This is a genomic window from Rhodococcus sp. MEB032 (assembly GCF_030208925.1).
Classification (GTDB): Bacteria; Actinomycetota; Actinomycetes; order Mycobacteriales; family Mycobacteriaceae; genus Rhodococcus_F; species Rhodococcus_F qingshengii.
In genome coordinates this window covers 1-26,747 of the sequence record NZ_JARVSY010000049.1, presented here as the reverse complement: position 1 = coordinate 26,747, position 26,747 = coordinate 1, and the positions used below count along the sequence as shown (strand labels likewise).

Genomic DNA, 26,747 nt, shown 5'->3' with positions numbered 1-26,747 from the left:
CACTCTGGGCGGCCGCGAATAATCCGACGCTCAAGGCAGTAGCAGCGAGGGCGAAAGAACGTAGCTCCGAGGGTCCGAGCTACCAGCGCATCAGCGATTGGCGGCGCGGAGCCCGCGTCCCTGAAAAGTTCGAATCGCTCGAGCCTGTCCTCTGGGTACTTATATCGGCGGCGAGGGCGAAATCGATACAGCCTTCTGAGCATGGTCTGTATGACATGGCGGTGTGGAGGGAATGGTGGGCAGAGGCGCAGACCGGTAGCAGGCAAGGCCCGGACGCGTCGAAAACAGCGCCAATTGCCTGCCCATATCTCGGCCTAGCCTCGTACACAGTCACAGATCGTGACCGTTTCTTCGGACGCGAACGCAGCATCGACGAAGCTGTCTCCACCCTCCAAGGCGCCACTACCCCCGGGTTGTTCGTCCTATATGCAGCCTCCGGGACTGGTAAATCTTCGCTTCTTCACGCCGGTATCGCGGGGCGTGCAGCTACTCACGGGTTGACGTGGGGATCTACGGAACCGTGGAGCATTGAGACCGTAGACCCCGGCCCGGACCCCTTCGGCGCGCTTACCCGCATTTTCCCGCGCATACGAGAAGCCGAGTCGAGCGACGACTACCGGGAGTTGCTCGATGACTACTTCGCTGATTCCGAGAACGATGCCCTACTACTCATCGTCGATCAGTTTGAACAGGTACTCACAGCGGGTGCGAATGACGCGACCCGCGACGAGTTCATAGATCGACTCGACCGTCTCTCTCGCGTGGTCAGCTCAACGAGCACCATACGAGTTGTAATCGGCGTACGAGCGGACTTCGTGCCCGAATGCTTGCAACACGCTCCCCTTGCCGACGCTCTACAGCACAGGCAGATCGTGCTCGCGCCTATGAGCTCCGAAGAGCTGGCCGAAGCCATCAAACTGCCGGCAGCCGCCGCGAACGCTGACCTCGAACAAGGCTTGTCCGAACGAATCATCAGTGATCTCGACGCCACACGAGTAGGGCACAATCAGAGCGTTCTCCCTCTGATGTCCCACGTGCTTGAAAGCATGTGGATGCACCGTGACCCCGCCGGAAACCTCACACTTCGAGCGTATGAAGCTGCCGGAGGAATCGAAGGTTCCGTCAACCGCGCCGCCGAAAACGCCTGGAAGGTGCTCGACGCCGACGATCGTGCAGTGGCGCCGGCCTTGCTGTTGAGGTTGGTTCAGATCGGAGACGGTGCCCGCGACACCAGGAGGGCTGTACCCCGCGCCGAGCTGCTACGCGTGGGCGGCGCGGATGCCCGGAACGGCCGGGTCATCGAAGCACTCACCACCGCTCGACTACTGACCGTCGACGACGACGGACTCGTGGCCTTTGCCCATGAAGTGGTCATCGACAGCTGGAACCGGTTGCACAACATGATCAGCGCCAACAGGGCGAGCAACATGCTTCGGCAGACGTTTGAACGCGACGCGGCCGAATGGGACCGGCGAGGTCGACAGTCCGCCGACCTGTGGGCAGGCGACAGGTTGCACGATGTCATCGCGCAACTCGACGATCACCCACTGACACCGACGGCGTACAGCTTTCGCCGGGATGCAATAAGGAAGCAAGAACGACGGAAGCTCCAAAAACGGGGCGCCGTGTCCGCGATCGCAGCCTTTATCGCGGTCTTGATGATCGTGTCCGTCTTTGCGTTCCGAGCGAGTGCGCGCTCAGAGGTCCTTGCATCGAGTGCACAATTCCGAGAAGTGTTATCGACAGCGGACCGACTACAACAGTCCAATCCGTCTCTGTCGGCGCAGCTAGTTCTTGCAGCCCGCGACATGCAGCCTGCCGAGACCGCCACCGCGTCCCGAGTTCTCGCTACTCAAGATGCACCGATGGCGACGCCGGCCACCGGGCATGAAAATGCGATCTACACCGCCGCATACCGACCTGACGGCAAAGTTCTCGCGACGGCGAGTGGAGACCACACAACGCGACTATGGGATGTCAGCGATCCACAAGTCCCGACACCGATCGGATCGCCGCTGGAAGGTCACACGAGCTTCGTCACCTCAGCCGCCTGGTCCCCTGACGGTGCGATGCTTGCCACTGCGAGCGGTGATGGCACAGTGCGACTCTGGGACGTACGCGATCCGCTCTCGCCCGAGGCAATCGGCAGCCCCCTGCAATCCGCCGGCGGAACCGTGTACGTGGTGTCGTTCAGCCCAGACGGACGCACCCTCGCCGCACCGAACGACGACGGAACCACAGGGCTGTGGGACGTAAGCAACCCGCAAGCAGCGTCTCTCCTCACTCCCCCACTTGCCGGACCAGCAGGTCCCGTCAGAACAAGCGCGTTCAGTCCGGACGGGAAACTCCTCGCGGTCGGCAGCGACGACAAAACAGTGTGGCTGTGGAACGTCAGCGACCCATCGAACCCCGTAATCGCAACAGCCCCGCTCACCGGGTTTGCCCGAGCGGCGCACTCGGTCGCGTTCAGTCCAAACGGCCAACTTCTCGCCGCCGGCAGCGACGATCGAACCGCCCGCGTCTGGAACATCGGAAACCCCGCGCAACCGACCTTGGAAGGGCCGCCTCTCACTGGTCACACCGGTGCGTTGTGGTCCATCGCGTTCGGACCGGACAGTCAAACGCTCGCAACCGCAAGCTGGGACGGCACCGCCCGACTGTGGAACCTCCGAGACCCTGCCCGCCCGCGCGCCCTAGGGCAGCCCCTTGCCGGCAGTAACGGGGGCATGATCACAGTCGCCTTCGCTCCCGACGGCGCAACTATGGCAACGGGAAGCCAGGACGGCGTCCTCAGGATGTGGAACCGCCCTACATCCGTCATCGACGCCCACACCGACCGTGTCATGACGCCGAGGTTCAGCTCGGACGGATCACACATGGCCACGGGCTCTGTCGACGGCTCGCTTCAGGTGTGGGACACCTCTGATCCCGATCACCCGATCGCACGGGGACGAGTCGTAGTGCCCAACGGCCAAATCGACAACTTGCAAATGTCACCGGATGGCCGAACCGTGCTGACAACGGGCGGAAACGATCGGGCAGTGCGGCTTTGGGATGCTTCAGACCCCGACACCATCCGTCCTCTCGGCCGGCTCGACCTCGAGACCAGATACGCGTATTTGATGGCGATCACTCCAGACGGCCGCACCCTAGTCACCGGTAGCAGCGACAATTCGCTCCAGTTCTGGGACATCACCGACATCGCTGCGCCCGCACCCTTGGGGCAGCCTGTGCCGGTCCCCGGCGACCTGCTCACCAACGCAGCCTTCTCGCCGGACGGCCGAACGCTCGCGATTGCGGCGTCGGGTACCAACGACATCACGCTCCTCGACAGCTCAGATCCGAGCCGTCCCGAGATGCTTCAACCACTGACCGGGCACACGAAGCAGGCCGAATCCGTTGTCTTCTCGCCGGACGGGAAAACCCTGGCCAGCGCTGGTGACGATCAGACGATTCGGTTCTGGGACGTAACGAAGCCAAGCGAGGCGCAAGGGATCGGCGACCCCCTGATCGGCCAATCAAGCACGATCCGGTCCGTCGCTTTCGCAACCGACGGGCGGACTCTGGCTTCGGGCAGCGACGAGGGAACCGTCCAGCTATGGGACACCACAAACATCGCAGCTCCCATCAAACTCGGCGGTTCCATCGCATCCATCGGAGCCACCCGGTGGTATATCGCATTCAGTCCTACTTCCAATCACCTCGCGGCAGGTGGAGAGGGCGGCGCCGTCCGGCTATGGAATCTCACTCAGCGCGCGGCAGAAACCCGAGTGTGTAGGAACACGAACAATGTTCTTACCGACGCGACGTGGGACCAACTATTCCCTGAACTCCCCTACCGAACCACCTGCTAACTCATCCTTGGAAAGGGCACTGTGCGCTCACCGACTGCACTTCAGACCGCAACGCCAATGCAGTTCGTCGCAGACGATCACGCACTCGACGTCGATGGTTCCAGCCTCCGCACCACCGCAGACCCTGACATCGCGGCGAAGGCAATAGCCGCCGAAACCCTCGATCGAATACGAGTGGTGCTCGACAGCTACCCCGCAGATCCGATCGTGTTGCTTTCAGGTGGCGTTGATTCGATCCTCGTTGCGGCGACCGCAGTCGCCCTCGGCACCGCACCGCGTGCGATCACGATCGTCGTCGACGGGGAAACCGTCGATCGAGCACCCGCGATAGCCGCTGCCGAAGCACTCGGACTGCGGCATGAAGTTGTTGTCCTGAGCTCATCAGACGTCGTCAGCCTCGCTAAATCGGCAGTCGTCGCTCTGGGAGTCAACGAATTGTGGGAGGTCGCAGCCGCTATCCCGATCCTCGCTGCCTCTGAATTGATCCGCCGATTCAGCGCAGCGTCCCCGGCGCCGGCAGCTGTTCTCACCGGCAGCGGTGCAGATGCAATTTTTGCAGGAGGCCGGGTGATCGAGCACCCGATCGAATCCGCCGCAGCGAACCGGGCTTTAGACGAAGTAGTTCGCACCGAGACGGGAACGAACTTCGTTCGCGATCGATTGGTCCCGGATTTCTACGAACGACTGCTAGGCGACGACGCCCAAGCACTCATCCATGTATTCCAGACAGAACGGTTCTGGCAACTCGCTGAACAACTAGCGCCACCCGCTCTCTTCGGCCACGTCACTGGCGCAGCGCACGACAAACTCGCAGTCCGGCTGGCATGTGAGCGCCTGCTTCCGGAAACTGCGCAGCACCTGGCCTGGACACGTAAATCCCCTATTCAACGGTCCAGTGGCCTTTTCGATGCGCTCGCTGATGCAGCGCGTGCCCGTGCCGCGCAGCTTCCAGGAGCAACGACCTACAGCAATCCGCTCACGGAACCGATGGAGTCCGTCGCAGTCAGGCTTTTTCTAGCCGATTTACACTGAACCATATAGAGCGAACGAATTGAACCGGCGTGTCGGCTGCGTATCTCGACATTTCTGCGGGAGTATTTGCAGGCAACACAATGCCCGCGCCACCGCGCGGACGAACTGGAAGGGGCTTGTCATGGCGAGAGGTCGTCCGAGTAAAGGCGAGCGGCGTCGTGTCGAGACGCGAGTGCCCGTGGATGTCAAAGACCGCCTCACCCTGATGCGCGAAGCTCGGGGACTGACTGAGAGCGAACTCGTCGCCGACATCCTCAGCGCTGCGGTAACCCGATTCGACCCGGCCGCAGTCCACACAGAGAGGCTGACGATGACCGCCTAATGGTGACCACAACGCCGAAGATGCGGAAACCCCGCTTCGGTCTCATATGCGCAGTTGATCGCCCTTAAAACGACGATATCCCCCGGTTGACGGGCCGGGGGATTCGGATGTCGTAAGAAACGAGTTGACGCTCGGATCTTAGGGTCTTGCTGCTTTCCCCGAAGGGACTGTCTTGCGCGACAGGTCTCAGGGTACATCGCGTCCTGATGCAAAATCCATAACCGATTTTTCGCGTGTCTCAGCGATGGAGCACACGCCCGCACCCATACAGCGCCCGTACTGCGGTAGCAGCCCTACGCGGCGCCGCTACGGAACCGCTCGTACACCCCGCAGGATGCAAGGGCACCTGTACGGGCACCAGTGCCATGCCCTGACGCCGATGCTGCTCAATACGCTCGGCAAGGAAGCCGCTTGCCGGCGCTATTGCAAGGTCGCACTCGCCCTCGAAGACGGCGCATACGGCGGCATCGCCCGCTGGCGGGGCGCCCAACATTGGGTCGAGATCGTCGTTCGGTGTGCGTTCACCGCCGAATACACACGGATTCGACCGGCACTAGTCCGGTCGTCTGGCGGCGGCATCAGCCTCAAGTCCTTGCTGGCAGTTGCCACCGTCATGGCCGAAGCCGCGGACTTCGACACCGGCCGCAACTCACGCTTGACCGTGGAAACCATCGTCGAACGCACCGGCAAGAAAGAGCGGACTGTTCAGCGAGCACGACAAGCTCTCAAGCTCCTGCGCGTGGCCACCGAGGTTCTCCGCGGCCGACTCCGCACCAAGGACGAGCGGTATGCCTCATGGAGGTTCAACGACAAGGCCCGTGGCTGGGCGTCTGTCTGGGCATTGCACCTGAGCAAGCCTGTGGATAAAACCCGCATCTTGGTCGCCGGTTCCATACAGATGGCACCCCACCCCCGCAGGGGTCACTTTAAGAGCTTTACCTCTCGTAGAGAGGTACTTAATACAAAACGATCTGTGGATAAACGAGCCGCTTCGCGGCGCAAGGAGTCAAAGGGGGATGTCGAGAAGGCCGAAGTCGTCCGGAAAGGCTTGTTACTCGCATCCAAATGGCTCAGCAATCCACGAACTCCCGTTTGGGCGCGCCGGCACACCCCCCGAGGTTGGGCTCCCGCGCTGGCCGAACCAGCTGCACATGGTTGGACGGCCGCGGATCTCAACGACGCGATCGACGCCTGGAGCAAGGCCACGCGGATGGCACCGGCCCCGAAGCACCCCATCGCGTTCATCCGTTGGCTCATGAAGCAGCAGGACTTGGCCTTCGCACCACACGTTCTCGCTCAGATAGCCGCAGACCAGGAAAAAGCCGAGCGCGAACGACAGGCAGCAGCATTCGAGGCCGAACGCAACCGCTACGCATCGGCCGCATCCGAGGACTCCCCCGGCCGCCAAGCTGCCCGTTTCGTCGCCCGCCGAGCCGCCGACAGCGCCCGCATCCGGAAGACCCAGGCATCCGCGCGCGAGAATGAAACCTCGCCCGTGTGGATCACCCATCTCTCAGATCGGGGTAAGCGATGAACGGAAAACGCCCGTCCGCAAAGCCACCCGTCAAACGCCGGCCGCTCTCCCCCTGCCAGACCGTCCCCCAGATCCACGAACGGTTGCGCACCGGCGCAAAGACGATCGTCATCGACCACCGCAACGACGAACCCCTAGAACTCACCGACGCCGAGCTGCCCGACGGCATCACCATCCGCATCATCGGCGTCTCACGCGTCATCATCACCCGACTGGCACCCGAAACGAAGCGCAGCGCCCAAATCGTGGCCACCGACGCGGCACGATCCCAAATCTTCGGGCACACAACTCTCTTCGCCTACGGAAACGCCCATACCGACGCATTCGACACCACACGCGTCCGCGCAACCAACCGCGCCACAAGCAACCTCGTCGACGAGGGGGTCGGGGAGCAGATTCTCGAAATCCGGCGCTAAGGATTTACGGCAGATAGTAGCGTACTATCTGCCGTAACTCGTGAGTCGTCCTGCCGCGATGGTCGTTCCGGAGATGGGCGACTCCGGAAACTATCTGCCGTAGTGCTGAAGGGCGGTCGGGGTGGGATCGGTGAGCTCGCTACCGGCGCGGGCCGCCGGGATCCGGCTGGCGGACGCGACGCGGACCTTTCTGGGCACGATCGCGGCGGTGAACACCCGCCGCGCCTACGCCTCGGCGTTGGATCGGATGGTGCGCGACTTCGGCGCGGACGGCGATGTCGGGTTGTTGAACCCGGATCGGGTGTCGGGGTGGTTCGACTACGTGTGGGGCGACAAGGCCCCCAAGACCTACAACCTCCGGCTGACCGCGGTGTCGGCGGCGTGCGCCTACTGACGCGATCAACAGTGGCTGACCGGCGATCCGGTGTCGCGCCTGCGGGCGCGGCCGAGTGCGCCGGACAACAGCAAGGCGATGACCGCCGCCGAGGTTGCGGAGCTGCTGGGCATGGACGCGGCCCTGCGCGAGCGGGTGTTCTGGTCGATGCTGTATGAGTCCGCCGCGCGGGCGGAGGAGATCCTGAATCTCGACATCGAGGACCTGGACACCGTGAACCGATGCGCCACGGTCACCCGCAAGGGCGGCGCCCGCGAGGTGATCTATTGGCAGACCGGCACCGCACGGCCGCTGCCCCGGCTGATCGCCGGACGGAAGTCCGGGCCGCTGTTCCTGACCGACCGCAAAGCCAAGCCGTCGGTCGCCAAGACCGACACCGACAACTCGACCGGCCGCGCCCGACTTTCCTACCGCCGCGCCGCGACGCTCCTCGAGGAGCACACCGAAGGGATGCGACGCGGACCGTTCACGCTGCACCAGCTGCGGCACTCGCGACTGACCCACGCCGCAGAGAAGGGCGCTTCCACGCCGATGCTGATGGCGTTGAGCGGACACACCTCGGTGCGCAGCCTGGTCAAATACGCGAAGGTCTCCGCCGAGGCGCTGGGGCGCTGGCAGGCCGAGACCGATCCCGCTGCGCGGCGGCGCTCCCGCTGAATCTCTCAGTAGCTGACGGTGACGAGTTCCGGCGCGTGTCTGCGTATCTTGTTCAGCACCTTGACTGTTCGGCCCGAGCGCATCTGCTCGAGGGGGGCCGAAAGAGACCAATCAAGTGCGGCACCGTCGATGGGTGTGGTCTTCCGCGTCCGGGAACTCATAGCCGCTGCCGGGCGTGCGTGGTCGTGGTGTTTGTCGGATCCGGCGGGGGCACGGCCGAGAGTAGGGCCGTGAGGTCGCGCGAGACCTCGCCGGGGTTGGAACAGCCGTGGGAGATGAGCGCGCGGGAGCGCGGCTTCGGTCAGGCCGTATCGGATATGGACGGCGTCGTGGTTCCCGGGAACTCGAATGTGCCGGAGTCGTCCGTCGGTCTACGTGCGTTGCGCGGAGTCGTCCCGAATCTCACTGCGGAGAACGTGTTTGAGGATCTTGCCGGAAGGGTTGCGCGGGATGTCACGGACGATCAGATCGCGCGGCAGTTTGTAGTCCGCGACGTATTCGGCGGCGTACGTCCGCAGCTCCTCGAGGGTCACCTCGCGACCGGGAACCGGGGTCACGATCGCGACGATGGTCTCCCCGAATGTGGCGTGGTCCAGGCCGACGACGGCAACGTCCTGGACGTCGGGGTGCCCCGCGAGGGCGTTCTCGACCTCGATCGAGTAGACGTTGCGGCCGCCGGTGATGATCATGTCCTTGAGCCGGTCGACGATCGTGATGAAACCGTCGGCGTCGCGGACGGCGAGGTCCCCGGTGTGCAGCCACCCGTCTCGGATGGTCTCGGCGGTGGCCTCGGGCTTGTTCCAGTAGCCCTTCATGATGGTCTCGCCGCGCAGGATGATCTCGCCGGTCATCCCCGTCGGGACATCGTTGCCATCCGGATCGACCAGCCGGAACTCGGCATTCGTGATCGGCCAGCGTCCCGTCGCATCGGGACGGACGGCGACCTCGTCAGGCGTGGAGTAGATGCCGGTGGGGCCACCCTCGGTCGGCCCGCACAGCTGGAAGAAGCCGACGTCCGGGAAGGTCGTCACGAGTTTCGCGACCGCAGTCGGCGGCATCGGTGCCGCCCCGAAGAAGCCGAGCCGCCAGTGCGAGAGGTCGCGCCGCTCGAGGTCGGGGACCGTCAACATCATCTGATACATGGTGGGAACACCGAGGAAGACGGTGATCCGGTATCGCTCGAGGGCGTCGAGGACGGCGGCGGGCTCGAATGCCGGCAACACGACGTGGGTGGTGCCCATCGAGAAGCCGCTGAGCACGAACAGCACCAGTTCGGCGCAGTGGTACATCGGTGCCACGTGCAGGTTCCGGTCGAAGGAGTTGACGCCGAGCGAGGACACCGCGTGGCCGACCCACAGCAGCCGGTGGTGATCGAACAGCGCACCCTTCGGTTTCCCGGTGGTGCCGGAGGTGTAGATGATCATGCAGTCGTCGTCCTCGCGCACCTCGACCTGTGGGTCGCTGTCCGGCATGGAGGACGCCAGCTGGACGAAATCGTCGAAGCCGTCCGCGCCGTCCAGCGAAAGCGCCGGGGCAGCGGGCGCCTGCTCCAGCTTGGCCAGGTCCCGCACCGCCGCGACGGTGTCCCCACCGAACAGCAGCACCGACGCGCCGGAGTCCTCGAGCAGATACGCCAGCTCCCGGGCCGTGGACCGCGGGTTGAACGGGGAGACGATCGCGCCGACCTTGAACGCGCCGTACAGCGCGAGGAGGAAGCGGTCGGAGTTCGGCGACAGCACCGCCACGCGGTCGCCCTTCTGCACGCCGAGGGACAGCAGCGCGTTGGCGTACTGGTTGATTTCCCGGTCGAGCTGCCCGTAGCTGCGCTCGACGCCCTCGAAGATCAGCGCGGGCCGGTCCGGGTGGCGGCGTGCGTTCAATGTCAGTTGTCCACCAAGGGTTGCCATGATTCTCCTATGATCGGCGGGTGGTCTGCTAAGCAAATGTGGGGGGACGTTTGGTGAGGACGGCGTCGGCGCCCTCGGCGAAATCCGGTGTGCCGATGAGTTCGATCTGTCCGGCTCGTTCACGCTCGAGGGCGTGGTCGAGGTGGCCCAGGGTGGACGCGGCGAGCGCCCGTCTGGTCAGTTCGAGGGCGCGCCGCGGCCCGGCTCCCAGCGTGCCGGCGACGGCCTCGACATGGGCCGCGAGCTGGTCATCCGGCAGGATCCGGGCCACCAAGCCGGTCTGGGCGGCGTCGGTGGCGGAAAGCCGCTGCCCGAGCAGCGCTAATTCTGTAGCCCGCGCCCGGCCGATCGCCGCGGCGACGAGCGCGGTCGCGCCGCCGTCGGGCATCAGCCCGATGCTGGTGAACGACAACAGGAAATACGCGCTTTCGGCGGCGTAGGTGAGGTCTGCGGCGCAGGCGAGCGCCACTCCGTACCCGACCGCGGGGCCGTTGACGGCGGCGATGACGGGGACCGGCGCGGAGACGATGCCGCGGATCACCCGGTTCGCGGCGTCCATCACCACCTCGGGTTCCTCGCCCGTCACCGCGGTCAGATCCGCTCCCGTGCAGAAGGCTCTTCCCGCGCCGGTGAGCACGATCGCGCGGGCACCGGTCGCTTCCGCCCCGCTGATCGCGGTGTCGAGTGCGACCAGGTCGTCGACGCCGAGGGCGTTCATGCGGCCGGGCCGGTCGATCGTGATGTGAAGCAGGCGGCCGGTGCGGACGGTCCGGATAGCGGTCGGGGTCATCGGATCAGCCGAGCCGCTCGATGATGGTGACGTTGGCTTGTCCGCCGCCCTCGCACATGGTCTGCAACCCGTAGCGTCCGCCGGAGCGTTCGAGTTCGTGCAGCATGGTGGTCATCAGCCGGGTGCCGGTGGCGCCGATCGGGTGGCCGAGAGCGATGGCGCCGCCGTTGGGGTTCACCCGCTCCGGGTCGGCGCCGGTCTCCTGCAACCACGCCATCACGACCGGGGCGAACGCCTCGTTGACCTCGAACACGTCGAAGTCGTCGATGCGCATGCCGGTCCGCTCGAGTGCCCGTTCGGTGGCGGGGATCGGTGCGGCGAGCATCATGACCGGATCGGCGCCGAGCACGGTCAGGTGATGGATCCGGGCCCGCGGAGCCAGGTCGTGGCGGCGTACCGCCTCGGCGGAGGCGATGAGCATGCCCGAGGCGCCGTCGGAGATCTGGCTGGCGACCGCGGCGCTCAAGCGCCCCCCCGGCGTGAGGCTCGGCAGGGCGGCCATCTTCTCCGGTGTGGTGTCGGCGCGCGGTCCTTCGTCGGTCGTCATCTGCTGGTAGGGGAGGATCTCGGCGGCGAAGCGTCCGCCGGCGATCGCCTGCAGCGCCCGGCGGTGGCTTTCCAGGGCGTACTGCTCCATCGCCTCCCGGTCGATTCCCCACTTTTCGGCGATCATCTCGGCGCCGCGGAACTGCGAGATCGTCTCGTCCCCGTAGCGGGCCCGCCACCTCGTCGAGCCCGAGTAGGGGTCGCGCACGCCGAACGCCTCGCCCGCGGTGACCGACGACATCAGTGGGATCTGGCTCATGTTCTGCACCCCGCCCGCGACGATGAGGTCGGCGGTGCCGCTCATCACGGCCTGCGCGGCGAAATGTACAGCCTGTTGCGAGGATCCGCACTGGCGGTCGATGGTCACGCCGGGCACTGTCTCGGGCAGGCCCGCAGCGAGGGCCGCGGTGCGGGCGATATCGCCCGCCTGCGGACCGATGTTGTCCAGGCAGCCGAGGATCACGTCGTCGACCGACGCGGGGTCGACACCGTTGCGTTCGACGAGTGCGCCGATCACATGGGCCGCGAGGTCGACCGGGTGTGCGGCGGCCAGTGCGCCGCGGCGGCGGCCTACCGGGGTGCGTGCCGCGTCGATGATGTATGCCTCTGGCATTGATGTCTCCGAATCGTCGTCTCAGGTGGTCGATGGTTGACGTGTGCGCGAGTGCAGGTAGGCGTCGAGCAGGACGGTCAGCACGACGCGGCCTTCGCTGTCGACCACGGTGCTCTCGGTGGTGACGAGGGCGCGTGCCCGGTCGTCGAACTGGATGTCGTCGATGACGACGGTGCCGGTCAGCACGTCTCCTGGACGCACGGGACGGCGGAACCGCAGATCTCGGATGCCGCGCCCGGCAATGGCCGCCCAGCTGTGCCCCACTGCGTCGAATGTCAGCCGTTGCAGGATCGCCAACGTGTGGATTCCACTGGCGATCAGGCCACCGAACTGGCCGTCCTGCGCCGCCGCCCGGTCGATGTGAAACCACTGGGGATCCCAGTGGGTGGCGAAGTCGACGAGTTCGGCCTCGGTCACCGTGTGTGAGCCCAAGTCGAAACGCTGGCCGATGCCCAGGTCCTCGGCGTATACAAGGCGTGTGTGCTCATGGTGCGATCCCACCTGCACGCCGACGGGTTTCACCGCGGCGCCATGCGGATCGCGCCGTCGAGGCGGATGGTTTCGCCGTTGAGCATCGGGTTGGTCACGATCGCCTCGACCAGCTGCGCGTACTCGGCGGGGTCGCCGAGCCGGTTCGGGTGCGGCACCTGCTGTCCCAGCGAAATCTGAGCCGCCTCGGGCAGCGTGCCCAGCAGCGGGGTCTTGAACAGGCCGGGCGCGATGGTGTTCACCCGGATCAGCAGCGACGCCAGGTCGCGGGCGATCGGCAGGGTGGCGCCGACGATCCCGCCCTTCGATGCCGAGTACGCGGCCTGTCCGATCTGCCCGTCGAAGGCCGCGACCGAGGCGGTGTTGACGATCACGCCGCGCTCGCCGTCGACGGGCTCGTTCTGCGACATCGCGTGCGCGGCGAGGCGGATGACGTTGAAGGTTCCGGTCAGGTTGACCTTGACGATCTTCTCGAATTCGGCCAGCGGGAACGGTCCGTTCTTACCGACGGTCTTGACGGCGTTGCCGATGCCGGCGCAGTTCACGGTGATTCGCAGTGAGGACTCCGCGTTGGCGCGCTCGACCGCCTCGGTGACCGCGGCCTCGTCGGTGACATCCGCCGGAGCGAATTCCACGGTGTCGCCGAGAGCAGCCAGCGCATCCGTGTTCGCGGTGGGCAGGTCGACGGCGATTACCCGGGCGCCCGACTTGGCGAGGGCGGTGACGGTGGCCAGTCCGAGGCCCGAGGCTCCGCCGGTGACGAGTGCGTTGGTTCCGGTGATATGCATGAATACTCCTGACGAAATAGGTTGAGAACATCGGGTTTTTGACAAAGTGAGGTGTGACTGACGCAGTGGTGTCACTGCGCGAAGGTCAACCTCATAAGGCGCGGCCGATGAGTTCCTTCATGATCTCGTTGGTGCCGCCGTAGATCTTCTGCACGCGGGAAGCGGCGTACATCTGCGCGATCGGGTACTCCATCATGTAGCCGTAGCCACCGAAGACCTGCAGGCAGCGGTCGACGATCTCGCACTGCTTGTCGCTGCCCCACAGCTTGGCCATCGACGCGGTCGCCGCGTCGAGGGTGCCGTCGAGGTGACGCTGGATGCAGTGGTCCATCAGGGTCTTGCCGGCCAGCACGTCGGTCTTGCACTCGGCGAGTACGAACTTCGTGTTCTGGAAGTTCAGGATCGGCTTGCCGAAGGCGTGACGTTCCTTGGCGTACCTGATGCTCTCCGCCACCGCGGCCTCGGCCACCGCGACACCGCCGACACCGAGGATCAGCCGCTCACGCTGCAGCTGACCCATCAGCTGGTAGAAGCCCTGCCCCTCGACGCCGCCGAGCAGATTCGCTGCCGGCACCCGCATGTCGGTGAACGACAACTCGCGGGTGTCCTGGCCGTGCTGGCCGATCTTGTCCAGCACCCGCCCACGCTCGAACCCCGGAAGATTCTCCGTCTCCGCGACGAGCAGCGAGATACCCTTGGAACCTTGGCTCGGGTCCGTTTTGGCGACGATGACGAGCAGGTCGCAGTGCGACGCGTTCGAGATGAACGTCTTCGAGCCGTTGATCACGTAGTGGCCGCCGTCGCGAACCGCGGTGGTCCGTACGGCCTGCAGGTCCGAGCCGGTGCCGGGTTCGGTCATCGCAATGGCGAGGACGCTCTCACCGCTCGCACATTTCGATAGCCAGCGCTTCTTCTGGTCCTCGGTGGCATAGGCGGCGATGTAGTGCGCGACGATCGTCGAGTGCACGGCGAAGCCGAACGCGGTGTCGTGGGCGTAGGCGATCTCCTGCTGCACGATCGCCTCGTGGCCGAAGTTGCCGCCCCCGCCGCCGTATTCTTCGGCGATGTCGAGGCACAGCAGTCCCGCGGCGCCGGCCTTGGTCCAGAACTCGCGGTCGACCTGGTGCTGCGCGGCCCAACGGTCCTGGTTCGGGGTGGCTTCCTTGCGGAAGAACTCGGCGGCGTGCTTACGCAGCAGCGCCTGATCGTCGGTCTCCCACGGGGAGCGGTAATCGGGGAACAGCTCGCTCATGATCGGTCCTACTTTCCGGTGAATTCGGGGGCGCGCTTGGCGAGGAACGCGGCCTGGCCCTCGCGGCTGTCGGCGGAATGGATGGCAACGTGAAAGTTGCGCTTCTCGTGCTCGAGTCCTTGCGCCAGAGAGGTTTCCAGGGCCTGGAGGGCGGCATCCTTGGCCAGCGCCACCGCGAGCGGTGAGTTGGCGGCGATCCGCTGCGCCATGGCGACCGCCGCTTCGAGGGCGGTGCCGTCCGGGACGGTCTCGGCGACGATGCCGGCCGCGCACGCCCGCTGTGCGGACAGGAAGTCGCCGGTGAGCAGTAGGGCCATCGCCTTGGACTTGCCGACGGCCTGAATCAGGCGCTGGGTTCCGCCGCCGCCCGGGATCACGCCGAGCTTCACCTCCGGGACACCGAACTTGGCGGATTCGCCGGCGATGACGATGTCGCAGGCAAGCGCCAACTCGCAGCCGCCGCCGAGTGCGAGGCCCTCGACCGCAGCGAGGACCGGCTTCGGGAATCGGCCCAGGTCGGCCCAGATGGTGCCGCCCAGCGCGGCTCGATCGCCGAGCAGCGACTGGTCGCGAATGGCGTCGAAATTGGTGATGTCGGCTCCGGCGCAGAAGATCCCGCCGGCGCCGGTGAGCACGATGGCACGGATCTCGTCGTCGTGCCGAGCCGCGACGAGCTCGGTGTTCAAGGCGGTGAGCACCGCCTCGTTCAGACTGTTGCGAGCCTTGGGCCGGTTGATCTCCAGGATCAGGAGGTGGCTGTCGCGGGCCGTGCGTAGCGGGGCGTTGTCGGGGTTCATCGGACGTCCTCGTAGACGTTGGTGTGCGCGGCGCGCATGGCCTTCTTGTCGAGCTTGCCGACGCTGGTGCGGGGCAGCTGGTCCAGATACAGGACGGTCTCGGGCAATTGCCATTTGGCGAATGCATCGGCGAGCAATTCGTGGATCTCCGACAGTGGAAGTTCCTGCCCGTCGGTCGTCACGACGAGTGCTACTGGACGCTCCTGCCACTTCGGGTGCGGGACGCCGATGACGGCCGCCTCGGCGATCTTCGGATGGGCAACGAGTGCGTTCTCCATGTCGATGGAGGAAATCCATTCGCCACCCGACTTGACCACGTCCTTGATCCGGTCGGTGATCTTCAAGTAACCATTCGGGTCGATGGTCCCGACATCGCCGCTACGCCAATACCCGTCGAGGAACTTGTCGGCGTCGTCGTCGAGCTTGTGATAGCGCTCGATGATCCACGGTCCGCGCAGCAGCACTTCACCCTGACTCGTGCCGTCGTGCGGGAGATCGTTGCCTTCCGCGTCGACGATCCGGATGTCGATGCCGTTGACCGGCAAACCCTGCTTACGCTTGAGATCCCACTTCTCCTCGTCCGAGATCACACCGCGCAGCGAGGGCTTCAGTCCCCGGTTCACCGCGACCAGAGGGGTGGTCTCGGTGGCGCCGTAGGCGTGGATGACGTCGGCTCCAGTGATGTCGTGGAAGTCGCGCATCAGCGACAGCGGCGGCTCGGTGGCACCGGACAGCAGCCGCGCGCGGGAGAAGTCCGGTGCGACCGCAAGCGTCTTGATGTAGTTCATCATGGGCTGGAAGATCGCCGGCGCACCGTTTGCGACGGTGACTTGCTCCGCGATCATCGCGTCCACGAGGACGGATGTGTCCTCGGCGATGTAGCGACCGGGCAGCACGATTTTTGCGGCACTGTAGGCGGCCGCCTGGGGTAGGCCCCAGCCCTGGCCGTGGAACATCGGCGTGATGAGCATGACGGCATCGTCGCTGCTCATCCCGAGTCCGGCGACCTCGGCGAGGGTGTGCAGGTAGATGCCGCGATGCGAGTAGTAGATGCCCTTGGGCCTGCCGGTGGTGCCGGTGGTGTAACACGCGCTGTAGGAGGAGGTTTCGTCGATGACCGGCCAGTCGATCTCCGGGCCGGCGTCCGCGAGCAGGTCCTCCCAGTGCACCGCGTGCGGGAGCGTGGTGGTGATGTCGGCCAGCGGCTTATCGGTCATCACCACCCACGTCTTCACGTTCGGCGTATGCGGTGCCAGCGCCTCGGCAACCGGAAGCAGCGACTCGTCGATGAGGACCACCGATGCATCACTGTGTCCGGTGACGTAAGCGAGATCCTCTGGCGCCAAACGCAGGTTCATCTGCAACATCACGGCAGCGAGGCCGGGAATCGCCCAGTACAGCTCGTAGTGCCGCTTGCTGTTCCAGTCGAGGATCCCGACCACATCGCCCGGCCCGACGCCGATCGAGCGAAGTGCATTGGCACTTCGTTGGATTCGCGCGTAGGCATCGGCGTAGGTGTACCGGTCCCAGCCGCCGTCCGCGGTGCGGTACACGATCTCCTGCTCGGGATAGGTGCGCGCGGCGTGCCGGATGATGGTGGTGGTGTTGAGTTGATAGTGGTCGCCGTGGGTGGAGGGCAGGCCCCTCACGATCTCGTGGCTCATGACGTCCTCAGATGCGTTCGATGATGGTGGCGTTCGCGGTGCCGGTGGCCTCGCAGACGGTCTGCAAGCCGAACCTCTTGCCGGAGCGTTCGAGTTCGCAGAGCAGGTCGGTGAGCATCCGGGCTCCGGTCGAGCCCAGCGGGTGGCCGAGGGCGACGGAGCCGCCGTTGACGTTCAGCTTGTCGTCCGGGACGCCGAATTCCCGTTGGAAGATCAGCGGCACACCGGCGAAGGCCTCGTTGACCTCGAACAGGTCGATCTCCTCGACGGCCAACCCGCTTCGGCCGAGCGCCTTGTGGGCGGCGTCGAGGATCGCGGTGAACTGGATGATCGGGTCGGCGGCGGCGACCGACAGCGCGCGGAACCGGGCGCGTGGGATGAGGCCGTTGCGCTCGGCGTACTCGCGGTCGGCGATCAGCAGCGCGGCCGCGCCGTCGCTGATCTGCGAGGAGTTGGCCGCCGTGGTCCGCCCGTCGGCGCCGAACACGGCTTTCAGGCTCGCCATCTTGGCGGGGTCGATGTGCTCGCGGATGCCCTCGTCCGAGTCGATGACCGGACCGGTCGGGTCGTCGGGGTCGGCGGTGATCGGCACCATCTGGTCGCGGAACTTCCCGGCCCGCGTCGCGGCGTGCGCCCGCTCGTGGCTGCGAGCGCTGAACGCGTCCAACGCCGCTCGGCTCAGGTCGAACCTCTCGTTCATCAGCTCCGACGACGGGCCCTGCGCCATCAGCCCACCGTCGTAGCGGTCGAGTTCGCGCGGGCTGTACTGCGGGCCGAGCGGCGCGCCGGGCAGGAACGCCGGAGGCATCGGCACCCGTGACATCGACTCGACGCCGCAGGCGATCACCAGGTCGTGGGAACCCGCCATCACCGCCTGGGCGGCGAAGCTGACCGCCTGCTGCCCTGAACCGCACTGGCGGTCGATCGTCACCGCGGGGACCGACTCGGGCAGCCCGGCGGCGAGCACCGCGTGGCGGCCGAGATTGCCCGACTGGACATCGTGCTGGATGACGCAGCCGGTGATGACGTCCTCGATCGCGGCGGGGTCGACGCCGGCGCGGGCCACAAGCTCCCGCAGCGTCTGCCCGAGCAGGTCCACCGGATGCCATGCGCTGAGGATCCCTCCGCGACGGCCGACCGGGGTCCGGACCGCGCCGACGATAACGGCCTCGCGAACACTCATGACAAAGCTCCTTGTGCTGAATTACGGGGTGCCGAATCGCGGATTCCGATCAGGGGAATGTCGAGGCGCTTCGCGACCTCCTCCCATTCGCGCGTCGGCTTGGAAAGAAACGTCTGCTCGAGCTCCTCCTGGGTGCCCTCGACACCGAGACCGGCGCGGGCGCGCTCCCAGAAGTGCGGCTCGAGCGCGGCCAGCGCGACGTGGCCGTCGGAGCTGGAGTAGATCCGGTAACCGGGATGCGCCCCGCCGAGCGGCGCGCCCGCTCCCATCAGACCGTGCCGAACTGCGGCGCCGGCGTCGGCGGCCGCCTGTTCGAGGACGACCCGCTCGCGGTGTCCCACGCCGGACTCCGCGGCCACGCGCAGGGCGAGCAGGGCCGCGGACACGGCGCGCTCGGCGCCGAGCAGGTCGGCCACCGGGACGGTCGGCATCGTCGGCGGCTGGAGAGTGCCGTGCAGGGCCTGGTACGTCAGGTCATGGCCGGGCTGCTCCGCCGCGATCCCGTCGTGCCCGACGATCTCGATATGCGACAGGTGCGGATTCGCCGCGGTCAACTCGTCCAGGCCGAGCTTGACCAGCGCCGAGGGGCGCATGGCGGTGAGCATCAGGTCGGCACGCGACAGCTCGCGCGCCGCCACCGCCCGATCAGCGGGGTCCTTGAGGTCGAGGGTCACGACCCGCTGGCCCACAGTGAGCTCGTCGTACCACGTCGGCGCCACGGCCCGCAGCGGGTCGCCGGCCGGCGGTTCGATCTTGGTGACGGTGGCGCCCAGCGCCCGTAGCCGCGCGGCGGCGAGCGGGCCCGGCAGATTGATCGCGAGCGACACCACCTGCACGCCCTGCAGCGAACTCGACTGCGACATCATCAACCCCTTTTTGACTATACTGATGTATAGCCATTAATGCGCATGTACTGTCTAATGTCAAGGGTGTATGCTTTTTTCTCTGATAGGAGGCAATTTCTGTGACCGACCCCCGCGCCAGTGACGAGGACCTCACCGCGAAGGCCCGCATTCGCAACGCCGCGCTCGACCTCTACGCCGAGCGCGGCGAGGATCGCGTCTCGATGCGCGCCGTCGCCGCCGCCGCCGGGGTCGCCGTGGGATTGGTGCAGCACCACTTCAAGACCAAGGACGGGCTACGCGTCGCCGTCGAGCAACTGGTCGTCGACTATTACGCTCTGGCGATCGCCTCTGTGCCGGACGAGGGCGCCCCAGCGCAGGTCGCCGCCGCTCGAGACGAGGCGGTGCGGCACATGCTCGCGACGCATCCGACGGTGGTGAACTACATCCGGCGCGCTGTGCTCGATCCGCAGGGAAAGAGCGAGTTACTCGAGCGGCTGACCGACCTGAGTCGCAGAGAGATCTCCAAACTCCGCTATTCGGGCAAGACCTCGACACGGCGATCCGAGTCCTCACAGGTCATCGGGCTGATGGTTCGTCAGCTGGGGCAGCTGCTCATGCAGCCGATGATCGATGACATGTGTGACTTCCTCGACCGGACGGGCGTGCCGCACAGCGACAAACTGACGCTCTCCGTGACCGTAATCTAGCGGTAGTTTGTTGGGTCAGGTCGGAGGTAGAGGTGCAGGCCGTGGCCTGTTTCGCGGCTCAGGAGAGACTTCCGCCGACATGCGTCGTCAGGTCCTGAGCGGTCATCCGCCACCCTTCGACTCGCGCTACTCGTCGTCGTCGGCGTCCGGGTCGCGCAGCGGTCGGTGAACTCCGCTGGGGTCGGGCAGGTGGAAGCTGTAGTGCCCGTCGATGCCGATGTGGGCGCGCACGAACGCCGACAATCGCTCGACATCGGTGTCGAGCACCGGGTATCCGCCGGCTCGCAGCGCGGCGAGGGCGCGGTTCTCGTAGACGGTGTTCCACACGACGACGCAATTGAGCACCAATCCCAGCGCCGAGAGCTGGTCTTCCATGCCCTCGTAGTAGGCGCGGGTCATCTCGCCCTTGCGGCCGTGATAGATCGTGCGCGCCAGGTCGTGACGACCCTCGACGAGATTGGACTGGGCCTTGCCCTCGCGCCGGTAAGGTTCGTCGTCGGCCAGGCGCAGGATGTGCAGGGTCTTGAAGATCCGCCCGAAATGGGCGATGGCCTGGCCCAACGCGGTCGGCTGCCCGTCGCGGGAGATCATCCTGGTGACCTCGTGCGCCGACACCTCACCGGAGTGGATCGACACCGCGATCCGGCACATGTCCTCCCAGTGCGCGGCGATCTTGGCGGTGTCGATCACCCCGCGCGCCGCCTTGTCCAGCGGCCCGTAGTCGGCTCGGGCGTCGATGCGCCACAACCGCTGATCGGGCAGGTTCGCCAGCTGCGGCCGGTACTGGCGGCCGATCAGATGCAGCAGTCCGAACACGATGTCGGAATACGACCCGGTGTCGGTGATGATGACCTCCGGAATCCGCCCGCCGTGCTGGGACACGATCACGTCGATGGTGTGCAGCGAATCGCGAGGTGTTCCGCGCAGCACCTTGCCTGCCAGCCCGGCGGACTGGTCGTTGAGCATGTTCAACCAGGTGATGCCCAGTTTCCGGCCGAAGTACTTCGGGTTCGGGCGGGCGTTATGGGTGCGCACGGGCACCACGAACCGCATCCCGTCCACCGAGGCGACCAGCCCGCCGCCCCACGCTTGGGCCAGGGGGATGTCGGCCTGGGCGTCGACCAGCACGGCGTTGGCCGCCTCGATGGTCTCGGCCCGCACGTAGCACTGGTCGACGTGCAGCAGCCGATCCCTGGTCAGGGCGTCGACACCAGGCGTTGTCACCGGTTTGAACCCGACGTTCATCGCATAGGAACAGAGCACGGCCGCCACCGACAAGCCGAGGTCGGCGACGCGGGCCTCGTTGCCCGAGGTGTGGGTGAACGCCTCGGTGAAACCGGGATGCCAGCTCATCACCTCCGTGACCAGTTCCGGCAGGTCCACACGCGGGATCATCGCCTCCACCCGGCGGCGCAGGTCGACCAGCGACGCGGGCTCGGCCTTGGCGTCCAGCGCGGCGACGTGCAGTTTGCCGTCGGCGTCGATGCTGGCTGGGGTGTCCTCGCCCAGCCGTGCGGCCAACTCCCGATAAGCGGTCTCCAACGCCGTCGCGTGATCGGTCAGCAGCTGCGTCGGCGCGGCGGGCAGGCCCAGCGCGTTCATGCCGGCGTCACGCGCAGCCTCCCAGGCTTCGCCTGCCAGCAGGTGCGCCCGCGGGTCGCGCCACCGCGACGAACGCACCGCGAAGATGCTGCGGTGCTTGAGGTGTCGGTGGAACTGTTCCAACACGCAGATCGTGTAGGAGTTCCGGTCGACGGTGCCCTCCGGTCGGCCCGGCGTGTAGATCAAGCGCTTCCACGCGCCGACGATCAAGTCGTGGTCGACCTTGCGGGCGTCCAGCAGGTTTGCCGGGATCTTGCCCGACGACCTGGATGTCAGCAGCTCGGCGAGGGTCTTCATTGCCGCCAGGACGGCGGCGCCGTCACTGGTCGCGCCGAACTCGATCGTGTCCATCAGCATCGACAGGAACGGGCGGACCGTGGCGAACTTGCCGGCCAACTCGATCAACCGCTGCCCATCCAGCTCCGCGTCGTCGGCGGGCACCAGCTCGTCGACCGCCTGGACCGCGTGCCGCAACTCGGCCCGGGTGACGGTCTTCTCGATCATGTCCAACACCACGCCCAGCCCGACGTCCTGGTTGACCTCGACCATCTCCAGCAGCACCTTCACCGCTGCCGCGAGCTTGCCTGCGTTGCGTGACACCCTCGGATAGCGACGCAGCTTCTCCTCGCGAGACTCCCGCTCGGCCTTGGACAGAAGCTTCGTCGTCATCAACATGTCGAAGGTCTCCAACACGTCGTCGACCGCCCGCGCGCTCAACACAACGACCGTCGCGGCCAGCACCGCCAAGCGCTGCTCACGCGTGGGCAGCCGCCGCAGCGCGGCGGCCTTGCTCGCCAACCCGTAGGTCGCCAACCCCGTCAACCGACGCGGCGGGATCGCCCTCACGTCGATGCTGTCCACCCCGACCGCTTGCAGGTCGACAACCCTGCGCAGCGCCGCGAGCATCCCCTTCGACGACGCCTTGAACACGCCCTTGCGCAGCCGCTCCAGCTCGCTGACCTTCTGCCCGCCCTCCGCAGGAACCTCCAGCAGCCGCAACAAGGCAGACGCGGACTCCGAGGTCAGCTGCTCGCCGAGCTGGCGCCACAACCGGGCGTCCGCCGCGTTGCGGCCGTCGCCGATCAGCCGCTCCAACGTGGTGATCCCCGGCAGCAGCGCCTGACGCTTCCGCAGCCATGTCACTGCGTCGCCGAAGATCGCCTTCGGTCCGTCGCCGGTCATCCACGCCTGGTCGACGATCCACGACGTGAGCTCCGACTCCATCTCGCCGAACGGCTTGAGTCCGTACACCTGCTGGATTTCCCAGGCGTGTTCGAGCTTGGTCTTCTCCCGATCGGTGTACCGCTTCACCATCGACGGATCGGAGATCTCCAACTGCTCGGCCAGATACTCGATCAACGCGGGCGGGACATCCAGCGGATCAGCCAGGAACATTCCCAGGTGACGCACCGTCACCACCTGCACCGCGAACCCCAGACGGTTGTAGTCGCGCCGCCGCGCAGCGATCAGCCGCCGGTCCTCGTCATCCAAGTAGCAGTAACGCTCCAGCTCCTGCCGAGACAACGCACCGAACCGGCCATAGCCGCCCTCATCAGTCACGACGACATGAAATCACCTACAGCGCAAGGTCGCTCGGCGATTGCCCCTTAGCGCCGGATTTCGTCAATCTGCTCCCCGACCCCCCAGTCCATAGGTACATGCCATGGAGGCGTCCTGAGAACGTCACCAACGGCTCCACAACGACACGCCGGCGGCCATCAGCCGTGACCCTGTCTACGCGGTCAGGCGACGCCATGACCTCGGCAATCACGCTGTAAACCTCGTCGAGGGAATCCTTGCTTTTGAAGAATTTGTCCAACGGTGTGAACTTTCGAGGAGTACTCCCCAGACCGATGATCGACGGTGTCGCGCCGCCGATCGACTCAATCAACAACCACTTTGTTGCCACTACGTAGTTCCTCTCCCCGCGGATGCGAACAGAGGAACACTACTCGACAAAACAAACTTAACGTAACTTCCCGTTACAGGTATTTAGTCCTTCAGCGGACGGCGCTGACCTGGGCATCCGCCAAAAGTACTAGCCGGACTTCAGTGCTGGAATGATCCGTTGGTAGCCCGAACTGGCAGTCCTAGTTAGTAGATCGACGATGCGGGCATCTTTACCGATCAGCACTCGAGGTCGGCGCCGTTCCGCACCGCGCAAAATCGTTTTGGCAGCGGCCGCTGGATCCGTTCTCGCGATGGAACCCTCAAAGGATTCGACGACTTCCGAATGGTCGAGAGTTGTCGCCACACGCGCTGTACGTGCAATTGAAGTCTTGATTCCTCCGGGAAACACACAAATCACAGTTACCTGCCGGTGATGAAGAAGCATCTCCTGGCGGAGCGACTCGGTGAACCCGCGGACCGCGAACTTCGCGGAGTTGTAGGCCGAGTAACCAGGCGCGGCCATGAGACCGAAGGCCGATGAGATGTTGACGATGGACCCACGATCCGACGCAATAATGTACGGCAAGAAGGCTTTCGACCCATTAACTACGCCCCAGAAGTCGACATTCATCACGTGCTCGATGTCTGGGTAGTCGGAATCCTCCACGGTTCCGGAATACAGAACGCCAGCGTTATTGAAGATCGCATCAACATGCCCGAACTGGGCGAGCGTTGCCGCGGCACACTCCCCCATCGCTTCTCGGTCCGTGACATCCGTCGCCGAGATCATCACCGAGTCGGCGCTGATTCCAGCCAGCTCGACCGTTTCCTCTAGGGCACCTTGGTTGACGTCGATTAGCGCGAGCTTTGCGCCTTGGGCGGCCAGTTGGATGCTTAGTTGCCGCCCGATTCCCGCTCCCGCGCCGGTAACGACCACAACGCGTCCTATGAAATACCCCATGGCGCAAGTATTCCTCGTGAGAACGGTGGTTTCGCGGAACGGGCTTAGTTGGGTGGGTGCGCAAAATTGACTCATGCTGACGTTGCTCGATTGAAATGTCGAGTGAGAGGTGCGACCTACGTGCGGGCCGCGGAGGTGCGGTCGAACGGGTGGTGTAGTCGTCGAGCCGTGGCGTTCTCCGCCTCACGTCCAGGCATTTTGCGCCATTGCGCCAAACTGAAGAAATGCCAGCATTACTGTCAATAGCAGTGAAGAGCTGAGGGTGAGCTCGGGCGACCTGTAATCCCAGTAACACCAGTAATGCCGTCAATGTTGGCGTGGCAGTCTCGGCTTGTTTCGATTCTCTGCGCACCCCGCCTGCCGTAATGACAGTAATACTGCTATTGAAAACATGCAGTTCAAGGCGCTGCCACGGCGAAACCGTGTGTAATGCCAGCATTGCTGCTATTGCTGCTATTGCTGGTTTTGGGGCCAGAGGTGTTGCTACGACCTGGCCGATGGCCGATAGCAGCAATACTGGCATTATGCGAGAACGGTGGTTTCGCGGAACGGGCTTAGTTGGGTGGGTGCGCAAAATTGACTCATGCTGACGTTGCTCGATTGAAATGTCGAGTGAGAGGTGCGACCTACGTGCGGGCCGCGGAGGTGCGGTCGAACGGGTGGTGTAGTCGTCGAGCCGTGGCGTTCTCCGCCTCACGTCCAGGCATTTTGCGCCATTGCGCCAAACTGAAGAAATGCCAGCATTACTGTCAATAGCAGTGAAGAGCTGAGGGTGAGCTCGGGCGACCTGTAATCCCAGTAACACCAGTAATGCCGTCAATGTTGGCGTGGCAGTCTCGGCTTGTTTCGATTCTCTGCGCACCCCGCCTGCCGTAATGACAGTAATACTGCTATTGAAAACATGCAGTTCAAGGCGCTGCCACGGCGAAACCGTGTGTAATGCCAGCATTGCTGCTATTGCTGGTTTTGAGGCCAGAGGTGTTGCTACGACCTGGCCGATGGTCGATAGCAGCAATACTGGCATTACTGCTATTGATTGCATTGCTGGCGATGGCGTGGAATGCTGATAATACCGTCAAATGTGCCAGCGATGTCGAGGGAGAGCAATGCAGACCGACTTTCACGAAACACGCAAAAGGGTGATCGCCGTAATCAACGGCAAGGGTGGTGTCCTAAAGACGACCCTGACAGCTAACGTCGGTGGAGAACTGGCAGCGTCGGGGCAGAAAATTCTGCTCGTCGACCTCGACCCTCAGGGGAACCTCGCCGAAGACCTCGGGTACACCAGTGAAACCGGCGATGACCAGGGAAGGTCGCTTGCTAGCGCAATCGCTTTCGGCGGTGACGCAAAACCCATCGAAAATGTTCGCGCTAATCTCGATGTTCTCCCTGGGGGAGTTCACCTCGAACAAGCAACAGCAGCGCTTGCCGCTATGGCATCCAAAGATCCCGATGGCGCAAAACTTGCCCTCGCGAGGGTTCTTGCTCCAATGGCGCCCGCATACGACATGATCCTCATCGACTGCCCCCCCGGCGACGAAACCTTGCAGACAGCAGCGCTAGCCGCCGCAAAATGGGCATTCGTGCCCGTCAAATCCGATGCGTCCAGCCGAAAAGGGATGGCAGCCGTTGCACTACGCATCGACGCTGTCGCTGCAATCAACCCCGACCTCGACCTACTAGGCGTCGTTCTCGTAGCCGTCGGTACATCAGCGAAAACCGTGCTCAAGCAAGCCAGGTCTGCAATTGCAGAGGCGTTCGGCAACGACGACGTCGTTTTCACTGCCACCGTTCGTCACTCAGAAGCGACAGCCCAAGCAACACGCGAGCGAGGCATGCTCGCAGCCGAACTCGACGCAGTCGTCCGAAGCGGCCCGAAATGGTACGACGTCATCAAAGGCAACGCCGAGCCTCAGACTCTCGCACCGAAATCGTCCAAATCCGTTGCAGACGACCTCTTTGCAGTTGCGCAAGAAGTTGTCACCCGTGTTGCAACAGCGGAAAGAGAGGAAGCACGGGTATGAATGACCGGCCCGAACGAAAGCTCACGGCGCTACCTCCGCGGAACGTGACTGGTGACCTGTCTCGAATGCAGAGGTCCAACCGCACGGCCACACAGGTCCCGCCGCCTCCACAGCCCACGCCGACAGCTGTGGAAAAGCCCAAGCCCAAACGTATTACGGTCTACGTCGATCAAGTCGTATTCAGTCGCGCCCGAGGCGCTTACCGAAACACCAGCCACCTTGAGGACGACAAATCCTGGTCGCAATTCGTAGAGAAAGCACTAGCGGCCGAGGCAGAACGCCGGGAAACCGCGCACAACAGCGGAAACCAGTACGAAGCAGAGACCGGCGCACTTCCCAGCGGGCGCCCCATCTCAGACGACTGACCCTCACATCGAAGGAGCCTCGCCGGTTGCACCCGACGAGGCTCCAGACCGGGAAACCCCTGGAAGACATCTCACGGGGTGTAGGAGTCAAGCCGCGATCGGGAGGGGAGGTGGA

23 protein-coding genes are annotated in these 26,747 nt (G+C 64.8%); 10 read left to right on the top strand and 13 right to left on the bottom strand.

From position 1 onward, the window contains the following. Nucleotides 1-215: 215 nt before the first annotated feature. The 7 genes from QRN54_RS31160 to QRN54_RS31130 all read left to right on the top strand — a co-directional run bounded on the left by QRN54_RS31160 (nt 216) and on the right by QRN54_RS31130 (nt 8,209). Nucleotides 216-3,854 (top strand): nSTAND1 domain-containing NTPase, encoded by a 3,639-nt coding sequence (locus tag QRN54_RS31160; RefSeq protein WP_193595874.1) that lies wholly within the window; start codon nt 216-218, stop codon nt 3,852-3,854. Nucleotides 3,855-3,911: 57 nt separating this feature from the next. Next, complete coding sequence (locus QRN54_RS31155) at nt 3,912-4,886, top strand: asparagine synthase-related protein (protein WP_193595875.1); 975 nt, start codon at nt 3,912-3,914, stop codon at nt 4,884-4,886. A gap of 121 nt (nt 4,887-5,007) precedes the next feature. After that, complete coding sequence (locus tag QRN54_RS31150; protein ID WP_128638045.1) at nt 5,008-5,208, top strand: hypothetical protein; 201 nt, start codon at nt 5,008-5,010, stop codon at nt 5,206-5,208. Nucleotides 5,209-5,542: 334 nt separating this feature from the next. After that, nucleotides 5,543-6,742: a replication protein gene (locus tag QRN54_RS31145; protein ID WP_256933105.1), complete on the top strand. Its 1,200-nt coding sequence runs from the start codon at nt 5,543-5,545 to the stop codon at nt 6,740-6,742. Beyond that, on the top strand, nt 6,739-7,158 hold the full coding sequence (locus QRN54_RS31140) for a hypothetical protein (RefSeq protein WP_193595838.1): 420 nt from the start codon (nt 6,739-6,741) through the stop codon (nt 7,156-7,158). The genes QRN54_RS31145 and QRN54_RS31140 overlap by 4 nt, the downstream gene beginning before the upstream one ends. A 130-nt stretch (nt 7,159-7,288) precedes the next feature. Then, the gene (locus tag QRN54_RS31135; protein WP_225330463.1) at nt 7,289-7,552 is read left to right on the top strand and encodes a site-specific integrase; all 264 of its coding nucleotides are present in this window, start codon (nt 7,289-7,291) and stop codon (nt 7,550-7,552) included. Nucleotides 7,553-7,630: 78 nt separating this feature from the next. After that, the gene (locus QRN54_RS31130) at nt 7,631-8,209 is read left to right on the top strand and encodes a tyrosine-type recombinase/integrase (protein ID WP_202916944.1); all 579 of its coding nucleotides are present in this window, start codon (nt 7,631-7,633) and stop codon (nt 8,207-8,209) included. A 371-nt stretch (nt 8,210-8,580) separates the two neighbouring features. Here QRN54_RS31130 and QRN54_RS31125 read toward each other — a convergent pair whose 3' ends face one another. The 10 genes from QRN54_RS31125 to QRN54_RS31080 form a co-directional block, all read right to left on the bottom strand. Beyond that, the gene (locus QRN54_RS31125; RefSeq protein WP_011331209.1) at nt 8,581-10,116 is read right to left on the bottom strand and encodes a class I adenylate-forming enzyme family protein; all 1,536 of its coding nucleotides are present in this window, start codon (nt 10,114-10,116) and stop codon (nt 8,581-8,583) included. A gap of 28 nt (nt 10,117-10,144) precedes the next feature. Next, a complete protein-coding gene (locus QRN54_RS31120) occupies nt 10,145-10,906 on the bottom strand; it encodes an enoyl-CoA hydratase (protein WP_011331210.1) in 762 nt (253 codons plus the stop codon). A gap of 4 nt (nt 10,907-10,910) precedes the next feature. Continuing rightward, nucleotides 10,911-12,065 (bottom strand): acetyl-CoA C-acetyltransferase, encoded by a 1,155-nt coding sequence (locus tag QRN54_RS31115; protein ID WP_011331211.1) that lies wholly within the window; start codon nt 12,063-12,065, stop codon nt 10,911-10,913. A 21-nt stretch (nt 12,066-12,086) separates the two neighbouring features. After that, the gene (locus QRN54_RS31110; protein WP_011331212.1) at nt 12,087-12,587 is read right to left on the bottom strand and encodes a MaoC family dehydratase; all 501 of its coding nucleotides are present in this window, start codon (nt 12,585-12,587) and stop codon (nt 12,087-12,089) included. Then, the gene (locus QRN54_RS31105; RefSeq protein ID WP_011331213.1) at nt 12,584-13,342 is read right to left on the bottom strand and encodes a 3-hydroxyacyl-CoA dehydrogenase; all 759 of its coding nucleotides are present in this window, start codon (nt 13,340-13,342) and stop codon (nt 12,584-12,586) included. Before QRN54_RS31105 ends, QRN54_RS31110 begins: the two co-directional genes overlap by 4 nt. Before the next feature lie 91 nt (nt 13,343-13,433). Further along, nucleotides 13,434-14,594 carry an acyl-CoA dehydrogenase family protein gene (locus tag QRN54_RS31100; protein WP_011331214.1) on the bottom strand — a complete coding sequence of 387 codons (1,161 nt, stop codon included), beginning with the start codon at nt 14,592-14,594 and terminating at the stop codon, nt 13,434-13,436. Nucleotides 14,595-14,602: 8 nt separating this feature from the next. Next, the gene (locus QRN54_RS31095; RefSeq protein ID WP_011331215.1) at nt 14,603-15,391 is read right to left on the bottom strand and encodes an enoyl-CoA hydratase/isomerase family protein; all 789 of its coding nucleotides are present in this window, start codon (nt 15,389-15,391) and stop codon (nt 14,603-14,605) included. Further along, complete coding sequence (locus tag QRN54_RS31090) at nt 15,388-17,055, bottom strand: long-chain-fatty-acid--CoA ligase (protein WP_011331216.1); 1,668 nt, start codon at nt 17,053-17,055, stop codon at nt 15,388-15,390. The genes QRN54_RS31095 and QRN54_RS31090 overlap by 4 nt, the downstream gene beginning before the upstream one ends. A gap of 7 nt (nt 17,056-17,062) precedes the next feature. After that, complete coding sequence (locus QRN54_RS31085) at nt 17,063-18,238, bottom strand: thiolase family protein (protein ID WP_011331217.1); 1,176 nt, start codon at nt 18,236-18,238, stop codon at nt 17,063-17,065. Then, nucleotides 18,235-19,101, bottom strand: coding sequence for a CoA transferase (locus tag QRN54_RS31080; protein WP_011331218.1), 867 nt, complete (start codon nt 19,099-19,101; stop codon nt 18,235-18,237). Before QRN54_RS31080 ends, QRN54_RS31085 begins: the two co-directional genes overlap by 4 nt. 101 nt (nt 19,102-19,202) lie before the next feature. On the opposite strand from QRN54_RS31080, the gene QRN54_RS31075 reads away from it, so the two are divergent. Then, entirely contained in the window at nt 19,203-19,790 is a 588-nt protein-coding gene (locus QRN54_RS31075; RefSeq protein WP_011331219.1) for a TetR/AcrR family transcriptional regulator, read from the top strand. Between the two features lie 126 nt (nt 19,791-19,916). On the opposite strand, the gene QRN54_RS31070 is transcribed toward QRN54_RS31075, so the two are convergent. The 3 genes from QRN54_RS31070 to QRN54_RS31060 form a co-directional block, all read right to left on the bottom strand. Beyond that, the gene (locus tag QRN54_RS31070; RefSeq protein WP_011331220.1) at nt 19,917-22,952 is read right to left on the bottom strand and encodes a Tn3 family transposase; all 3,036 of its coding nucleotides are present in this window, start codon (nt 22,950-22,952) and stop codon (nt 19,917-19,919) included. Between the two features lie 16 nt (nt 22,953-22,968). Then, entirely contained in the window at nt 22,969-23,301 is a 333-nt protein-coding gene (locus QRN54_RS31065) for a GAF domain-containing protein (protein WP_285183873.1), read from the bottom strand. Nucleotides 23,302-23,430: 129 nt separating this feature from the next. Beyond that, a complete protein-coding gene (locus QRN54_RS31060) occupies nt 23,431-24,243 on the bottom strand; it encodes an SDR family NAD(P)-dependent oxidoreductase (protein ID WP_125052958.1) in 813 nt (270 codons plus the stop codon). 1,106 nt (nt 24,244-25,349) lie between these two features. Here QRN54_RS31060 and QRN54_RS31055 point away from each other — a divergent pair. Both QRN54_RS31055 and QRN54_RS33695 read left to right on the top strand, forming a co-directional pair. After that, the gene (locus QRN54_RS31055; protein ID WP_019750059.1) at nt 25,350-26,267 is read left to right on the top strand and encodes a ParA family protein; all 918 of its coding nucleotides are present in this window, start codon (nt 25,350-25,352) and stop codon (nt 26,265-26,267) included. Then, complete coding sequence (locus QRN54_RS33695; protein ID WP_164490643.1) at nt 26,264-26,632, top strand: ParB family protein; 369 nt, start codon at nt 26,264-26,266, stop codon at nt 26,630-26,632. The genes QRN54_RS31055 and QRN54_RS33695 overlap by 4 nt, the downstream gene beginning before the upstream one ends. Nucleotides 26,633-26,747 lie beyond the last annotated feature (115 nt).

Bases quoted from the DNA above. Each gene is read 5' to 3' on its own strand.
- QRN54_RS33695 (WP_164490643.1), top strand. From the start codon at position 26,264: ATGAATGACCGGCCCGAACGAAAGCTCACGGCGCTACCTCCGCGGAAC.
- QRN54_RS31115 (WP_011331211.1), bottom strand. From the start codon at position 12,065: ATGCCAGAGGCATACATCATCGACGCGGCACGCACCCCGGTAGGCCGC.
- QRN54_RS31155 (WP_193595875.1), top strand. From the start codon at position 3,912: ATGCAGTTCGTCGCAGACGATCACGCACTCGACGTCGATGGTTCCAGC.
- QRN54_RS31100 (WP_011331214.1), bottom strand. From the start codon at position 14,594: ATGAGCGAGCTGTTCCCCGATTACCGCTCCCCGTGGGAGACCGACGAT.
- QRN54_RS31055 (WP_019750059.1), top strand. From the start codon at position 25,350: ATGCAGACCGACTTTCACGAAACACGCAAAAGGGTGATCGCCGTAATC.
- QRN54_RS31125 (WP_011331209.1), bottom strand. From the start codon at position 10,116: ATGGCAACCCTTGGTGGACAACTGACATTGAACGCACGCCGCCACCCG.
- QRN54_RS31150 (WP_128638045.1), top strand. From the start codon at position 5,008: ATGGCGAGAGGTCGTCCGAGTAAAGGCGAGCGGCGTCGTGTCGAGACG.
- QRN54_RS31160 (WP_193595874.1), top strand. From the start codon at position 216: ATGGCGGTGTGGAGGGAATGGTGGGCAGAGGCGCAGACCGGTAGCAGG.
- QRN54_RS31095 (WP_011331215.1), bottom strand. From the start codon at position 15,391: ATGAACCCCGACAACGCCCCGCTACGCACGGCCCGCGACAGCCACCTC.
- QRN54_RS31105 (WP_011331213.1), bottom strand. From the start codon at position 13,342: ATGCATATCACCGGAACCAACGCACTCGTCACCGGCGGAGCCTCGGGC.
- QRN54_RS31140 (WP_193595838.1), top strand. From the start codon at position 6,739: ATGAACGGAAAACGCCCGTCCGCAAAGCCACCCGTCAAACGCCGGCCG.
- QRN54_RS31080 (WP_011331218.1), bottom strand. From the start codon at position 19,101: ATGTCGCAGTCGAGTTCGCTGCAGGGCGTGCAGGTGGTGTCGCTCGCG.
- QRN54_RS31090 (WP_011331216.1), bottom strand. From the start codon at position 17,055: ATGAGCCACGAGATCGTGAGGGGCCTGCCCTCCACCCACGGCGACCAC.
- QRN54_RS31085 (WP_011331217.1), bottom strand. From the start codon at position 18,238: ATGAGTGTTCGCGAGGCCGTTATCGTCGGCGCGGTCCGGACCCCGGTC.
- QRN54_RS31145 (WP_256933105.1), top strand. From the start codon at position 5,543: ATGCAAGGGCACCTGTACGGGCACCAGTGCCATGCCCTGACGCCGATG.
- QRN54_RS31060 (WP_125052958.1), bottom strand. From the start codon at position 24,243: ATGGGGTATTTCATAGGACGCGTTGTGGTCGTTACCGGCGCGGGAGCG.
- QRN54_RS31120 (WP_011331210.1), bottom strand. From the start codon at position 10,906: ATGACCCCGACCGCTATCCGGACCGTCCGCACCGGCCGCCTGCTTCAC.
- QRN54_RS31130 (WP_202916944.1), top strand. From the start codon at position 7,631: ATGACCGCCGCCGAGGTTGCGGAGCTGCTGGGCATGGACGCGGCCCTG.